This is a genomic window from Escherichia sp. MAL-1 (assembly GCF_052948035.1).
In genome coordinates this window covers 3,224,659-3,238,603 of the sequence record NZ_CM129609.1, presented here as the reverse complement: position 1 = coordinate 3,238,603, position 13,945 = coordinate 3,224,659, and the positions used below count along the sequence as shown (strand labels likewise).

17 protein-coding genes are annotated in these 13,945 nt (G+C 51.3%); 11 read left to right on the top strand and 6 right to left on the bottom strand.

Going from position 1 to position 13,945, the window contains the following annotated elements:
- The first annotated feature begins 124 nt into the window (after positions 1-124).
- Complete coding sequence (locus ACU8XX_RS16140; protein ID WP_000681108.1) at positions 125-502, top strand: inner membrane protein YbjM; 378 nt, start codon at positions 125-127, stop codon at positions 500-502.
- 29 nt (positions 503-531) lie between these two features.
- Here the strand turns inward: ACU8XX_RS16140 and grxA are convergent, their stop codons facing one another.
- Entirely contained in the window at positions 532-789 is a 258-nt protein-coding gene (gene grxA / locus ACU8XX_RS16135; protein WP_001195225.1) for a glutaredoxin 1, read from the bottom strand.
- Between the two features lie 159 nt (positions 790-948).
- Here grxA and ACU8XX_RS16130 point away from each other — a divergent pair, with 159 nt between their 5' ends.
- From ACU8XX_RS16130 to rlmC, 10 genes are all read left to right on the top strand, one after another.
- On the top strand, positions 949-1,236 hold the full coding sequence (locus ACU8XX_RS16130; protein WP_001201560.1) for a DUF1418 family protein: 288 nt from the start codon (positions 949-951) through the stop codon (positions 1,234-1,236).
- Entirely contained in the window at positions 1,220-1,942 is a 723-nt protein-coding gene (gene nfsA / locus ACU8XX_RS16125; RefSeq protein WP_000189162.1) for a nitroreductase NfsA, read from the top strand. Before ACU8XX_RS16130 ends, nfsA begins: the two co-directional genes overlap by 17 nt.
- A 60-nt stretch (positions 1,943-2,002) precedes the next feature.
- Positions 2,003-2,905 (top strand): 30S ribosomal protein S6--L-glutamate ligase, encoded by a 903-nt coding sequence (rimK, locus tag ACU8XX_RS16120; protein ID WP_000684321.1) that lies wholly within the window; start codon positions 2,003-2,005, stop codon positions 2,903-2,905.
- Positions 2,906-2,992: 87 nt separating this feature from the next.
- Complete coding sequence (locus ACU8XX_RS16115; protein ID WP_000203025.1) at positions 2,993-3,469, top strand: type III secretion system chaperone family protein; 477 nt, start codon at positions 2,993-2,995, stop codon at positions 3,467-3,469.
- 350 nt (positions 3,470-3,819) lie between these two features.
- The gene (gene potF / locus ACU8XX_RS16110) at positions 3,820-4,932 is read left to right on the top strand and encodes a spermidine/putrescine ABC transporter substrate-binding protein PotF (RefSeq protein WP_000126069.1); all 1,113 of its coding nucleotides are present in this window, start codon (positions 3,820-3,822) and stop codon (positions 4,930-4,932) included.
- A 94-nt stretch (positions 4,933-5,026) separates the two neighbouring features.
- On the top strand, positions 5,027-6,160 hold the full coding sequence (gene potG / locus ACU8XX_RS16105; protein ID WP_240765206.1) for a putrescine ABC transporter ATP-binding subunit PotG: 1,134 nt from the start codon (positions 5,027-5,029) through the stop codon (positions 6,158-6,160).
- A 9-nt stretch (positions 6,161-6,169) separates the two neighbouring features.
- Positions 6,170-7,123: a putrescine ABC transporter permease PotH gene (potH, locus tag ACU8XX_RS16100; RefSeq protein WP_000105444.1), complete on the top strand. Its 954-nt coding sequence runs from the start codon at positions 6,170-6,172 to the stop codon at positions 7,121-7,123.
- Positions 7,120-7,965, top strand: coding sequence for a putrescine ABC transporter permease PotI (gene potI, locus ACU8XX_RS16095; protein WP_001061665.1), 846 nt, complete (start codon positions 7,120-7,122; stop codon positions 7,963-7,965). Before potH ends, potI begins: the two co-directional genes overlap by 4 nt.
- A 59-nt stretch (positions 7,966-8,024) precedes the next feature.
- On the top strand, positions 8,025-8,513 hold the full coding sequence (locus ACU8XX_RS16090; RefSeq protein WP_000389260.1) for a YbjO family protein: 489 nt from the start codon (positions 8,025-8,027) through the stop codon (positions 8,511-8,513).
- 40 nt (positions 8,514-8,553) lie between these two features.
- Positions 8,554-9,681, top strand: coding sequence for a 23S rRNA (uracil(747)-C(5))-methyltransferase RlmC (gene rlmC / locus ACU8XX_RS16085; RefSeq protein WP_016241995.1), 1,128 nt, complete (start codon positions 8,554-8,556; stop codon positions 9,679-9,681).
- A gap of 198 nt (positions 9,682-9,879) precedes the next feature.
- On the opposite strand, the gene artJ is transcribed toward rlmC, so the two are convergent.
- The 5 genes from artJ to artP all read right to left on the bottom strand — a co-directional run bounded on the left by artJ (position 9,880) and on the right by artP (position 13,770).
- Positions 9,880-10,611: an arginine ABC transporter substrate-binding protein ArtJ gene (artJ, locus tag ACU8XX_RS16080; protein ID WP_001295339.1), complete on the bottom strand. Its 732-nt coding sequence runs from the start codon at positions 10,609-10,611 to the stop codon at positions 9,880-9,882.
- 290 nt (positions 10,612-10,901) lie between these two features.
- Positions 10,902-11,570 (bottom strand): arginine ABC transporter permease ArtM, encoded by a 669-nt coding sequence (gene artM, locus ACU8XX_RS16075; RefSeq protein ID WP_000464491.1) that lies wholly within the window; start codon positions 11,568-11,570, stop codon positions 10,902-10,904.
- Positions 11,570-12,286 carry an arginine ABC transporter permease ArtQ gene (gene artQ / locus ACU8XX_RS16070; protein ID WP_001001691.1) on the bottom strand — a complete coding sequence of 239 codons (717 nt, stop codon included), beginning with the start codon at positions 12,284-12,286 and terminating at the stop codon, positions 11,570-11,572. The genes artM and artQ overlap by 1 nt, the downstream gene beginning before the upstream one ends.
- A 6-nt stretch (positions 12,287-12,292) precedes the next feature.
- On the bottom strand, positions 12,293-13,024 hold the full coding sequence (artI, locus tag ACU8XX_RS16065) for an arginine ABC transporter substrate-binding protein ArtI (RefSeq protein ID WP_000756569.1): 732 nt from the start codon (positions 13,022-13,024) through the stop codon (positions 12,293-12,295).
- 17 nt (positions 13,025-13,041) lie between these two features.
- Entirely contained in the window at positions 13,042-13,770 is a 729-nt protein-coding gene (gene artP / locus ACU8XX_RS16060; protein ID WP_000027205.1) for an arginine ABC transporter ATP-binding protein ArtP, read from the bottom strand.
- Positions 13,771-13,945: the final 175 nt, after the last annotated feature.

Below are 13,945 nucleotides of genomic sequence, written 5' to 3'. Positions count from 1 at the left end.
TAGGTATCAACGGCTATATGAATTGCGTTGGCCTATATTAGCATGGAATGCGAAGCGGCTTTATCTTACTGAACGCCACACTGGCGAAAAATGTGTTCGATAGACGCAGTGTCAGGAGGAACGAGTGAAACATAAACAACGTTGGGCGGGGGCAATCTGCTGTTTTGTCCTCTTCATTGTGGTGTGCCTTTTTCTGGCGACGCACATGAAAGGCGCTTTTCGGGCTGCCGGGCATCCTGAAATCGGCTTGCTATTTTTCATTCTTCCTGGAGCAGTCGCCAGCTTCTTTTCACAGCGTAGAGAAGTCCTGAAACCTCTGTTTGGCGCAATGCTGGCGGCACCCTGTTCGATGCTCATTATGCGGCTGTTTTTTTCACCGACGCGCTCATTCTGGCAAGAGCTGGCATGGTTATTAAGTGCGGTGTTCTGGTGTGCGCTGGGGGCACTGTGTTTCTTATTTATCAGTAGTTTGTTTAAACCACAGCACAGAAAAAATCAGTAAAGCCCTCAACGCGAGGGCTTGTCAGACGATCAGGCGTCCAGATTTTCTTTCACCCATGCAGCAAAATCGGTATAGCCGCCGATATGTTGCTGATCGACAAAAATCTGCGGCACGGTTTCTACGGGTTTACCTGCCTTTTGTTGTAGATCTTCTTTAGTGATCCCTTCCGCACGAATATCTACATAGTGATACTGAAAATCATCGTGTTCATTGCTCAATTTCTCAGCCAGATCTTTTGCACGCACACAGTAAGGGCAACCCGGACGACCAAAAATAACGGTTTGCATTATTTCTCTCCTCATAGATTTATGCCTGTAATGATCACGCTAAAATGTATTCGCTGAAAGTAGGTTTAACCTGTTGCATTAATTGCTAAAAGCTATAACTGTTAAACACAATACAGTGAAAAGTTTTAGACTGAAGGCTCACTTTGCAGAGGGAAGCGTATGCGCGCGATCGGTAAATTGCCTAAAGGCGTGTTGATACTGGAATTTATCGGAATGATGCTACTGGCGGTGGCGCTGCTGTCGGTAAGTGACTCCCTGTCGCTGCCTGAGCCATTTTCTCGGCCAGAAGTGCAGATTCTGATGATTTTTCTCGGTGTTTTGCTCATGCTTCCCGCTGCGGTGGTGGTTATTCTTCAGGTGGCAAAACGTCTTGCCCCACAGCTGATGAACCGTCCACCGCAATATTCACGTTCAGAAAGAGAAAAAGATAATGACGCCAACCATTGAACTTATTTGTGGCCATCGCTCCATTCGCCATTTCACTGATGAACCCATTTCCGAAGCGCAGCGTGAGGCGATTATTAACAGCGCCCGTGCGACGTCCAGTTCCAGTTTTTTGCAGTGCAGTAGCATTATTCGCATTACCGACAAAGCGTTACGTGAAGAACTGGTGACGCTGACCGGCGGGCAAAAACACGTAGCGCAAGCGGCGGAGTTCTGGGTGTTCTGTGCCGACTTTAACCGCCATTTACAGATCTGTCCGGATGCTCAGCTCGGCCTGGCGGAACAACTGTTGCTCGGTGTCGTTGATACGGCAATGATGGCGCAGAATGCATTAATCGCAGCGGAATCGCTGGGATTGGGCGGCGTATATATCGGCGGCCTGCGCAATAATATTGAAGCGGTGACGAAACTGCTGAAATTACCGCAGCATGTTCTGCCGCTGTTTGGGCTGTGCCTTGGCTGGCCTGCGGATAATCCGGATCTTAAGCCGCGTTTACCGTCCTCCATTTTGGTGCATGAAAACAGCTATCAACCGCTGGATAAAGACGCACTGGCGCAGTATGACGAACAACTGGCTGAATATTACCTCACCCGTGGCAGCAATAATCGCCGGGATACCTGGAGCGATCATATCCGCCGAACAATCATTAAAGAAAGCCGCCCATTTATTCTGGATTATTTGCACAAACAGGGTTGGGCGACGCGCTAAAACCGCCACGTCGATGTATGATACGCGGGCTTTTGACCAGGTCTGACAGAGAGGTGCAGGGTGAAAATTGCCATATTGTCCCGGGATGGAACGCTCTATTCGTGTAAGCGGCTGCGTGAAGCCGCTATACAGCGCGGTCACCTGGTTGAAATTCTTGATCCGCTTTCTTGCTACATGAACATAAATCCTGCGGCGTCTTCTATTCACTACAAAGGCCGCAAGTTACCCCATTTTGACGCAGTGATCCCGCGTATTGGCACCGCCATTACCTTTTATGGGACGGCGGCACTGCGCCAGTTCGAGATGCTGGGGAGCTATCCGCTCAATGAGTCGGTCGCCATTGCCCGGGCGCGTGACAAATTGCGTTCCATGCAACTGCTGGCGCGTCAGGGCATCGACCTGCCTGTCACGGGCATTGCGCATTCGCCGGATGATACCAGCGATTTAATCGACATGGTCGGTGGTGCGCCGCTGGTGGTCAAGTTGGTTGAAGGCACGCAGGGAATTGGCGTCGTGCTGGCGGAGACGCGTCAGGCGGCGGAAAGCGTGATTGACGCTTTCCGCGGTCTGAACGCGCATATTCTGGTGCAGGAATATATCAAAGAGGCGCAAGGGTGCGATATCCGCTGTCTGGTTGTTGGCGATGAAGTGGTCGCTGCGATTGAACGGCGGGCGAAAGAGGGCGATTTTCGTTCCAATTTGCATCGTGGCGGCGCGGCAAGCGTCGCCAGTATCACACCACAGGAGCGTGAAATCGCGATAAAAGCCGCGCGAACGATGGCGCTGGACGTTGCTGGTGTGGATATTCTGCGTGCTAATCGCGGGCCGTTGGTGATGGAAGTGAATGCGTCGCCGGGGCTGGAAGGAATAGAAAAAACCACTGGTATCGACATCGCGGGTAAAATGATCCGCTGGATCGAACGCCACGCTACGACAGAATATTGCCTGAAAACGGGTGGTTAGTCGCAATCACATTACTGATCATGGTTTTGCCTGCGCTTTTTGCGTAAGCTGTGCCGGTCTTTTTATCGAAAGAGGTTGTACAAAATTATGACATCGCTGGTCGTTCCTGGTCTGGATACGCTGCGTCAATGGCTCGATGACCTGGGGATGAGTTTTTTTGAATGTGATAACTGTCAGGCTCTGCATCTGCCCCATATGCAGAATTTCGACGGTGTCTTTGATGCCAAAATCGATCTGATCGATAACACGATCCTGTTTTCTGCCATGGCGGAAGTCCGACCTTCAGCCGTATTGCCGCTGGCGGCGGATTTATCTGCCATCAATGCCAGTTCGCTGACCGTGAAAGCATTTCTTGATATGCAGGATGATAATCTGCCAAAGCTGGTGGTTTGCCAGTCTTTATCCGTTATGCAGGGCGTAACCTATGAGCAGTTTGCATGGTTCGTGCGTCAGAGCGAAGAGCAGATTTCGATGGTCATTCTTGAAGCTAATGCCCATCAACTGCTGTTACCGACTGACGATGAAGGGCAAAACAACGTTACCGAAAACTATTTCCTCCACTGATAACTCCTTTCGAGCACGCAGTCGCTGGTGCAGTGGCTGCGCGCTGCAAAATTATCTGCTGTTTTTAACCTTTTCTTAAAGATTATTTCACTTCTCTTGTGTCGATTTGGCTTTATCACATAGAGCAAATACGCATAAAAATTTGTTAAATACCGTTTTTTAATCCGAGCTATAGTCTCAAACCCTGGCTAAAGTTATTCTTGCGATGCTTTTATATAGCGAGCAGTGCTGGCCGGGAGAGAGTTCTCTTTTCTTACACCGCGCCGATAAAAAATATGCACGTTTATTGCATATCTTTCAGTGTGACAACTTTTGTTCGTTTGTTAACGAACTTTCAGAAGGAAAGAGATATGACCGCCTTAAATAAAAAATGGCTTTCGGGTCTGGTTGCGGGTGCTCTGATGGCCGTCTCTGTCGGCACGCTCGCGGCTGAACAAAAAACACTCCACATTTATAACTGGTCTGATTATATCGCCCCCGACACGGTGGCTAACTTTGAAAAAGAAACCGGTATTAAAGTCGTCTACGATGTTTTCGACTCTAACGAAGTACTGGAAGGCAAATTAATGGCCGGGAGCACCGGCTTTGACCTGGTGGTGCCGTCAGCAAGCTTTCTTGAACGCCAGCTGACAGCGGGAGTTTTCCAGCCGCTGGATAAAAGCAAATTGCCGGAGTGGAAGAATCTCGACCCGGAACTGCTGAAGTTGGTCGCCAAACACGATCCCGACAATAAATTTGCTATGCCCTATATGTGGGCGACGACCGGGATTGGCTATAACGTCGATAAAGTCAAAGCGGTGCTGGGCGAAAACGCGCCCGTCGATAGCTGGGACTTGATCCTCAAGCCTGAAAATCTGGAAAAACTGAAAAGCTGCGGTGTCTCTTTCCTCGATGCGCCAGAAGAAGTTTTTGCTACCGTGCTGAATTATCTCGGCAAAGATCCCAACAGCACTAAAGCGGATGATTACACCGGACCTGCTACCGATCTGCTGTTAAAGCTGCGCCCGAACATTCGTTATTTCCATTCATCTCAATATATTAATGACCTGGCGAATGGTGACATCTGCGTGGCGATTGGTTGGGCAGGTGATGTCTGGCAGGCGTCAAACCGCGCGAAGGAAGCGAAGAATGGCGTGAATGTCTCGTTCTCGATTCCAAAAGAAGGGGCGATGGCGTTCTTTGATGTATTCGCCATGCCTGCCGATGCCAAAAATAAAGACGAAGCCTATCAGTTCCTGAATTACCTGCTGCGTCCGGATGTGGTGGCACATATCTCTGACCATGTGTTCTATGCTAACGCCAATAAAGCAGCCACGCCGCTGGTGAGTGCGGAAGTTCGTGATAACCCGGGTATTTATCCGCCTGCGGATGTCCGTGCGAAGCTGTTCACTCTGAAAGTGCAGGACCCGAAAATCGACCGTGTGCGCACCCGCGCGTGGACCAAAGTGAAGAGCGGAAAATAATCCGCAGTCGTAGATGCCGGACGGGTGCACCACACACGCCGGCAATTCGCACCATCATGGTGCGCTTGCACACATTCAATGCCGGAGAGCAGCCGTGAATGACGCTATCCCTCGCCCGCAGGCGAAAACCCGTAAGGCGCTGACGCCGCTATTAGAAATCCGCAACCTCACCAAATCCTACGATGGTCAACATGCGGTGGATGATGTCAGCCTGACTATCTACAAAGGTGAAATCTTCGCGCTGCTGGGCGCATCCGGCTGTGGCAAGTCCACGCTGCTGCGTATGCTGGCAGGTTTCGAACAACCTTCTGCCGGACAGATAATGCTTGATGGCGTCGATTTGTCACAGGTTCCGCCTTACCTGCGCCCCATCAATATGATGTTTCAGTCTTACGCGCTGTTTCCGCATATGACCGTGGAACAGAACATCGCTTTTGGCCTGAAACAGGACAAACTACCGAAAGCGGAAATTGCCAGTCGGGTCAATGAGATGCTCGGCCTGGTGCACATGCAGGAGTTCGCCAAACGCAAACCGCATCAGCTTTCCGGTGGTCAGCGACAGCGTGTGGCCCTGGCCCGAAGCCTTGCCAAACGCCCGAAACTATTACTGCTCGATGAGCCGATGGGCGCGCTGGATAAAAAGCTGCGTGACCGGATGCAGCTTGAAGTGGTGGATATTCTGGAGCGCGTCGGTGTGACTTGTGTGATGGTCACCCACGATCAGGAAGAGGCGATGACCATGGCGGGGCGTATCGCCATTATGAATCGCGGGAAAATTGTCCAGATTGGCGAGCCGGAAGAGATCTACGAGCATCCAACTACCCGCTACAGCGCTGAATTTATCGGTTCGGTTAATGTCTTTGAAGGTGTACTCAAAGAGCGTCAGGAAGATGGCTTGGTGCTTGATTCGCCGGGGCTGGTGCATCCACTGAAAGTCGATGCGGATGCTTCAGTGGTCGATAACGTGCCGGTACACGTAGCGCTGCGCCCGGAAAAAATCATGCTTTGCGAAGAGCCGCCCGCCAATGGTTGTAACTTCGCGGTGGGGGAGGTGATACACATTGCCTATCTCGGCGATCTTTCGGTGTATCACGTTCGACTGAAAAGTGGGCAGATGATCAGCGCCCAGCTACAAAACGCCCATCGTCATCGTAAAGGGTTACCGACCTGGGGCGACGAAGTGCGTTTGTGCTGGGAAGTGGACAGCTGTGTGGTGCTGACGGTTTAAGGAGCAAAGATGAGTACACTTGAACCTGCTGCCCAGTCGAAACCGCCGGGCGGATTTAAGCTGTGGTTGTCGCAGCTGCAAATGAAGCATGGGCGCAAACTGGTCATTGCGTTGCCATATATCTGGTTGATCTTGCTGTTTCTGCTGCCATTTCTGATTGTCTTTAAAATAAGCCTGGGAGAGATGGCGCGCGCTATTCCACCTTATACCGAGCTGATGGAGTGGGCTGACGGGCAACTTTCCATCACTCTTAATCTCGGTAATTTTCTGCAACTGACCGACGATCCGCTCTATTTTGATGCTTATCTCCAGTCGTTACAGGTGGCGGCGATTTCGACTATTTGCTGTTTACTGATCGGCTATCCGCTGGCGTGGGCGGTGGCGCACAGTAAGCCTTCGACCCGTAATATTTTATTACTACTGGTGATCCTGCCGTCGTGGACCTCGTTTCTGATCCGCGTTTATGCCTGGATGGGAATATTAAAAAACAACGGTGTGCTGAATAATTTTCTGCTGTGGCTGGGGGTTATCGATCAACCGCTGACCATTCTGCATACCAATCTGGCCGTTTATATCGGCATTGTTTACGCTTACGTGCCGTTTATGGTACTGCCGATTTATACCGCGTTGATTCGTATTGATTATTCGCTGGTGGAAGCAGCGCTGGATCTCGGTGCACGACCGCTGAAAACGTTCTTTACTGTGATCGTGCCGCTGACTAAAGGTGGGATTATTGCCGGATCGATGCTGGTGTTTATCCCGGCTGTGGGCGAGTTTGTGATCCCGGAACTGCTCGGTGGCCCGGACAGCATCATGATCGGGCGCGTGCTGTGGCAGGAGTTCTTTAACAACCGCGACTGGCCGGTGGCCTCGGCGGTAGCGATCATCATGTTGCTGCTGCTAATTGTGCCGATAATGTGGTTTCACAAACACCAGCAAAAAAGCGTGGGAGAACACGGATGAATAATTTACCGGTAGTTCGTTCGCCCTGGCGGATTGTGATTTTGCTGTTGGGCTTCACCTTTCTCTACGCGCCAATGCTGATGCTGGTGATCTATTCATTCAACAGCTCGAAACTGGTGACGGTGTGGGCCGGCTGGTCAACGCGCTGGTATGGTGAGTTATTGCGCGATGACGCGATGATGAGTGCGGTTGGTTTAAGCCTGACAATTGCTGCCTGTGCGGCAACGGCGGCGGCGATCCTCGGGACTATTGCGGCGGTGGTGCTGGTGCGCTTTGGCAGGTTTCGCGGATCAAATGGCTTTGCCTTTATGATCACCGCGCCGCTGGTGATGCCAGATGTCATCACGGGCTTGTCGCTGTTGTTGTTATTCGTCGCGCTTGCTCATGCCATTGGCTGGCCTGCGGACCGCGGGATGCTTACCATCTGGCTGGCGCATGTCACGTTCTGTACGGCTTATGTGGCAGTCGTTATTTCGTCGCGTCTGCGGGAACTGGATAGCTCGATAGAAGAAGCAGCGATGGATCTCGGTGCGACGCCGCTGAAAGTATTTTTCGTCATTACGCTACCGATGATCATGCCCGCGATCATTTCTGGCTGGTTACTGGCTTTTACTTTGTCGCTTGATGATCTGGTGATCGCCAGCTTTGTTTCTGGGCCGGGAGCCACCACGTTACCGATGCTGGTCTTTTCCAGCGTGCGGATGGGGGTGAATCCGGAAATCAACGCCCTTGCAACGTTAATTCTCGGTGCGGTCGGAATTGTCGGATTTATCGCCTGGTATCTGATGGCTCGCGCAGAAAAACAGCGGATACGCGATATCCAGCGTGCAAGACGTGGCTGAAGACACTAAAATTTGCCAACCTGGCTACATAATGCCGCGCATGCCGCGGCATTGTTTTCATGGAAGACGAAACGTTGGGATTTTTTAAGAAAACATCTTCATCTCATGCTCGCCTGAATGTGCCTGCGCTGGTGCAGGTAGCGGCGCTCGCCATTATTATGATCCGTGGCCTCGACGTGCTGATGATTTTCAATACGCTGGGCGTGCGCGGTATTGGCGAGTTCATTCATCGCAGCGTACAAACCTGGAGCTTAACGCTGGTCTTTTTAAGCAGTCTGGTGCTGGTTTTTATCGAGATCTGGTGTGCGTTTTCACTGGTGAAAGGGCGTCGCTGGGCGCGCTGGCTATATCTGCTGACACAAATCACCGCCGCAAGTTACTTGTGGGCGGCTTCGCTGGGGTATGGTTATCCGGAGCTGTTCAGCATTCCCGGTGAATCAAAACGTGAAATCTTCCATAGCCTGATGCTGCAGAAGCTGCCGGATATGCTCATCCTGATGCTGCTGTTCGTTCCCTCGACCAGTCGGCGGTTCTTCCAGTTGCAATAATGTGTATAATCGTCGCCCCTGATGATGTGAAGGTCAATGTATGCAGTGCGCACTTTACGACGCGGGTCGCTGTCGTTCCTGTCAGTGGATAACGCAGCCGATTCCAGAGCAACTCTCCGCTAAAACCGCCGATCTTAAAAATCTGCTCGCCGACTTTCCGGTTGAGGAATGGTGCGCGCCGGTGTCAGGCCCGGAACAAGGGTTTCGTAATAAAGCCAAAATGGTGGTGAGTGGTAGCGTTGAAAAACCACTGCTCGGTATGCTGCATCGAGACGGCACACCGGAAGACCTTTGTGACTGCCCGCTTTATCCTGCCTCATTTGCGCCCGTTTTTGCGGCGCTAAAACCGTTTATCGCCCGAGCGGGGTTAACGCCCTACAACGTGGCGCGTAAGCGTGGCGAACTGAAATACATTTTGCTGACTGAAAGCCAGAGCGATGGCGGCATGATGCTGCGTTTTGTGTTGCGTTCCGAAACCAAACTGGCGCAACTGCGTAAGGCGCTACCGTGGTTACAGGAACAACTACCGCAGCTAAAAGTTATTACCGTCAATATTCAGCCGGTACATATGGCGATTATGGAAGGGGAGACGGAGATCTACCTGACCGAACAACAGGCACTGGCGGAGCGTTTTAACGATGTGCCGCTGTGGGTCCGTCCGCAAAGTTTCTTCCAGACTAATCCGGCGGTCGCCAGCCAGCTGTACGCTACCGCGCGCGACTGGGTACGACAGCTGCCGGTTAAACATATGTGGGATCTGTTCTGTGGCGTGGGGGGCTTTGGTTTACACTGCGCGACGCCTGACATGCAGTTAACCGGGATCGAAATTGCGCCAGAGGCCATTGCCTGTGCAAAGCAGTCAGCCGCTGAACTGGGCTTAACGCGTTTGCAATTTCAGGCGCTGGACTCCACTCAGTTTGCCACTGCTCAGGGGGAGGTGCCGGAGCTGGTGCTGGTTAACCCGCCGCGCCGCGGCATTGGTAAACCGCTGTGTGATTATCTCTCAACGATGGCACCGCGTTTTATCATCTACTCCAGCTGTAACGCCCAAACCATGGCGAAAGATATCCGCGAACTGCCTGGGTTTCGTATTGAACGGGTGCAGCTTTTCGATATGTTCCCGCATACCGCGCACTATGAAGTGCTGACGCTGCTGGTGAAGCAATAAAAAAGCCGCATGTGCGGCTTCAGATTGCTGACAAAGTGCGCGTTGTTTATGCCGGATGCGGCGTAAACGCCTTATCCGGCCTACAAAAGCGTGCAAATTCAATACATTGCATGGGCCATGTAGGCCTGATAAGCGTAGCGCATCAGGCAATTTTACCTTTGTCATCAGTCTCAAGCCGCGGTTGCGGCTTTCTGAATCTTACTGTGGGAACCACTGGTCACTGATTTTTTGATAAGTACCGTCAGCTTTAATTGCTGCCAGCGCGTTATTCAGTTTTTCCAGCAGGGCTTTGTTATCCGGACGTACAGCGATGCCCAGGCCGGTGCCAAAATATTGCGGATCGGTCACTTTCTCAGTAGCAACACCAAGTTGTGGATTGGTTTTCAGCCATTCGTTTACCACCGCTGTGTCACCAAATACCCCATCAATACGACCATTTTTCAGATCGATAAAGGCATTCTGATAACTGTCATAAGAGACAGTTTTCACTTCCGGGTGCTGATCCTGAATATATTTCTGGTGCGTAGTACCGTTTTCCATCCCAATACGTTTGCCTTTCAGATCGGCAAACGTTTTGTAGGTATCTTTTTTGGCAATCACGACGGCTGAGTTTTCATAGTAGGGCGTGGTAAACGATACCTGTTTGCTACGCTCCGGGGTGATATCCATACCGGAGATTACGGCGTCATATTTTCTGAATTTCAGGGACGGGATCAGGCTGTCGAACGCGTGATTAGTAAAAGTACATTCTGCCTGCATTTGTTTGCACAAGGCTTTTGCCAGATCGATATCAAAGCCGACAATCTCATTATTAGCACCTATAGATTCAAAGGGTGGATAGGTGGCTGAAACGCCAAAATTGATTTTCTCTGCGGCAGAAGCACCGAAAGTAAAGGAAGCAAGTAAAGCGGCAAGAACTAACTTTTTCATGATGGAACTCCCGTCTGTCAATCTTATGATTTTTGGCCGTGTCTGCGGCATGGGATAACAATGCCATCAAGTGAATTTATATGCAATAAACATGATTAAATAATTTAAATGAAATAAAAAAGACGGACAACTTAGTGGGTTGTCCGTCTTCATTATAAGAATTTATGCACTATGTAGGCCGGATAAGGCGTCCCCGCCGCATCCGGCACAGGCACCGTGCTGATGTCTGATGCGACGCTGGCGCGTCTTATCAGACCTACAAAACCCCCCGGCGAATGTACGCAGCCACATTAATTTCGCCGTTCGAATGCCAGCGCTTTGCGCTCGATCAGACGCATCATCAGCGTCAGCAGGCCGTTAACGACCAGGTAAATAATCCCTGCCGCACCGAACACCATTACATCGTAGGTGCGTCCGTACAACAACTGGCTGTATCCCATCACTTCCATCAGCGTAATGGTGTATGCCAGAGAGGTACTTTTGAATACCAGCACCACTTCGTTGGAATAAGAAGAGAGCGAGCGTTTAAAGGCATACGGCAGCAGGATCGCCAGCGTATCTTTTTTGCTCATTCCCAGGGCGCTACAGGACTGCCACTGACCTTCCGGGATCGCACGAATTGCACCGTAAAACAGCTGCGTGGTATACGCCGCACTATTCAGCGACAACGCAATCAGCGCACATAACCACGGTTCTGACAACAAATGCCACAGTGCCGGATACTCCTGCAAAGTCGGAAACTGGCCCGGCCCGTAATAAATCAGGAAGATCTGCACCAGCAGCGGCGTACCGGTAAACAGCGTGATATAACCCCGCACCAGCCACACCAGCACCGGCGTTTTCAGCGTCAGGATGATGGTAAAAATCAATGCCAGAATCAGTGCCACAATCAGCGAGGCAACGGTTAGCGTCAGGCTGGTGTGTAGCCCTTTCATCAGTTCGGGTAAATACTCAAACATTAGCTGGGCCTCCGCTCAAAACGTGTCGCGCGCAGGTCAATGCGTTTGAGAATGTACTGACTGAGCAGGGTGATCACCAGGTAAATCGCCGCCGCCACAATGTACCAGGTAAATGGTTCCTGGGTACGAGTAGCGATGCTTTTTGTTTGCAGCATTAAATCATTCACACTAATCAAACTGACCAGCGCGGTATCTTTCAGCAGCACCAGCCACTGGTTACCGAGGCCAGGCAGCGCATGACGCCACATCTGCGGCATCACCAGACGGAAAAAGATAGCCGATTTCGACAGCCCCAGCGCCTGACCAGACTCCCACTGACCCACCGGCACCGCTTTCAACGCGCCCCGAAGCGTTTGCGAGGCATAGGCGGCATACAGCAGTGACAGAGCGATGACACCACAAAGGAACGGGCTAACGTCGAAGTTCTCAATGTCCATCTGCACTGGGATCTGCACGAACCCAAGATTGATAGTGAAGCCATCCGAAAGCGTCAGCAGCAGCTGCGAGGAGCCAAAATAGATAAACAGCACCACCAGAATTTCTGGCAGGCCACGCAGAATGGTTACCAGCGCTGAACCTGCCCACGCGACAGGACGCCATTTTGCCGACTCCCATACCGCAAAGAACATCGCCAGCGCCAGCCCGACAATCAATGCACAAACGGCAAGGCCGACGGTCATCCCGGCGGCGCTTGCTAAAGGAAAAAATTCATTCATCAGGAATTACTTCTGGAACCATTTGTTGTAGATGGTTTCGTAAGTGCCATCTTTCTTCACTTTTTCCAGCGCAGTGTTGAGTTTCTGCTGCAGCTCAGTGTTGCCCTGACGTACCGCGATGCCGAGGCCAGTGCCGAAGTAATCTTTATCGGTCACTTTGTCGCCCACCGCCGCCAGTTTCGGGTTATCTTTCAGCCACTCAGTGACCACTGCGGTGTCACCGAAGACGCCGTCGATACGCCCGTTTTGCAGATCCAGTTTTGCGTTCTGGTAGCTGTCATACGGAACGGTAGTGATTTCCGGGTGCTTATCCATAATGAATTTCTGGTGTGTCGTCCCGTTCTGTACGCCGACTTTTTTGCCTTTCAGCTGATCAACACTGGTGTATTTGCCTTGCTGACCCACAAACAGGGCAGAGTTGTCATAGTACGGGGTGGTAAACAGCACCTGCTTTTCACGCTCCGGAGTGATATCCATGCCCGCCATCACGGCTTCTACGCGACGGAATTTCAGGCTTGGGATCAGGCTGTCAAACGCCTGGTTAGAGAAAGTGCAGGTTGCATCAATCTCTTTACACAGCGCTTGTGCCAGGTCGACGTCAAAACCAACGATCTGGTTGTTTGCATCAATCGATTCAAACGGAGGATAGGAGGCTTCGGTAGCAAAACGAATGGTTTCGGCAGCTGTGGCGGAAAGACTAAAACCTGCAATTAACGCGGCAATCAGAACTTTTTTCATTGTTGTTATCCCGAATCTTAGTGAGAGAGATAGTTTTTAAATGCTTCGGTTTGCGGCTCGGTAAAGCAGCTCGCGTCGCCTTGTTCTACGATATGACCATTTTCCATATACACCACTCGGCTGGCGGTTTTACGCGCCACTTCAACTTCGTGGGTGACGATCACCTGGGTAATATTCGTTTCTGCCAGCTCACGAATGATGCTGACGATTTGTGCCGTAATTTCCGGGTCCAGTGCGGCGGTCGGTTCATCGAACAGCAGTACCTGCGGTTCCATCATCAACGCACGGGCAATAGCAACACGCTGCTGCTGACCACCAGAAAGATGCAGCGGGTAACGATCGCTATAAGGTTTGAGACGCAGACGTTCCAGCAGTTTTTCTGCACGGGCCAGCGCCTGATCTTTACTCAACCCCAGTACACGGCAGGGCGCTTCAATCAGGTTTTGCTGCACGGTCAGATGCGGCCACAGGTTGTATTGCTGAAACACCATGCCAACGTTACGACGCAAATCGCGAATCGCTTTGTCAGAGGGTGTTTTGGTGAAATCGAAATGGTTGCCTGCAATGTTGAGCGTACCGGAGCGCGGCATCTCAAGCAGATTGAGTACACGCAGCAGCGAGCTTTTACCCGCGCCGCTGGGGCCAAGTAACACCAGCGTTTCGCCCTGTGGGCAATCCAGCGTGATATCGAACAGCGCCTGATGCGCGCCGTAGAAGCAATTAATGCCGTTTAATTGAATACTCATTGACACTCGTATACTGGCAGTCTGATAGCTATTGAGGTCGAAGATAGTACCTTTGACAGAATAATTATGCAATATTTCTGCTTTAAAAGTTAAAAGCAAAGCGCATTATTCAATAAACATAGCACAAAATAACGGGGGCGGTGGTCGGCGAGCATAAATGTCGGCATTCCTCACG

Excerpts from the sequence above, each read along its gene's own strand:
- ACU8XX_RS16090 (WP_000389260.1), top strand. The coding sequence starts at position 8,025 with ATGGAAGACGAAACGTTGGGATTTTTTAAGAAAACATCTTCATCTCAT.
- nfsA (WP_000189162.1), top strand. The coding sequence starts at position 1,220 with ATGACGCCAACCATTGAACTTATTTGTGGCCATCGCTCCATTCGCCAT.
- ACU8XX_RS16130 (WP_001201560.1), top strand. The coding sequence starts at position 949 with ATGCGCGCGATCGGTAAATTGCCTAAAGGCGTGTTGATACTGGAATTT.
- artP (WP_000027205.1), bottom strand. The coding sequence starts at position 13,770 with ATGAGTATTCAATTAAACGGCATTAATTGCTTCTACGGCGCGCATCAG.
- artJ (WP_001295339.1), bottom strand. The coding sequence starts at position 10,611 with ATGAAAAAGTTAGTTCTTGCCGCTTTACTTGCTTCCTTTACTTTCGGT.
- potF (WP_000126069.1), top strand. The coding sequence starts at position 3,820 with ATGACCGCCTTAAATAAAAAATGGCTTTCGGGTCTGGTTGCGGGTGCT.
- rlmC (WP_016241995.1), top strand. The coding sequence starts at position 8,554 with ATGCAGTGCGCACTTTACGACGCGGGTCGCTGTCGTTCCTGTCAGTGG.
- potI (WP_001061665.1), top strand. The coding sequence starts at position 7,120 with ATGAATAATTTACCGGTAGTTCGTTCGCCCTGGCGGATTGTGATTTTG.
- artQ (WP_001001691.1), bottom strand. The coding sequence starts at position 12,286 with ATGAATGAATTTTTTCCTTTAGCAAGCGCCGCCGGGATGACCGTCGGC.
- potH (WP_000105444.1), top strand. The coding sequence starts at position 6,170 with ATGAGTACACTTGAACCTGCTGCCCAGTCGAAACCGCCGGGCGGATTT.
- artI (WP_000756569.1), bottom strand. The coding sequence starts at position 13,024 with ATGAAAAAAGTTCTGATTGCCGCGTTAATTGCAGGTTTTAGTCTTTCC.
- grxA (WP_001195225.1), bottom strand. The coding sequence starts at position 789 with ATGCAAACCGTTATTTTTGGTCGTCCGGGTTGCCCTTACTGTGTGCGT.
- ACU8XX_RS16115 (WP_000203025.1), top strand. The coding sequence starts at position 2,993 with ATGACATCGCTGGTCGTTCCTGGTCTGGATACGCTGCGTCAATGGCTC.
- artM (WP_000464491.1), bottom strand. The coding sequence starts at position 11,570 with ATGTTTGAGTATTTACCCGAACTGATGAAAGGGCTACACACCAGCCTG.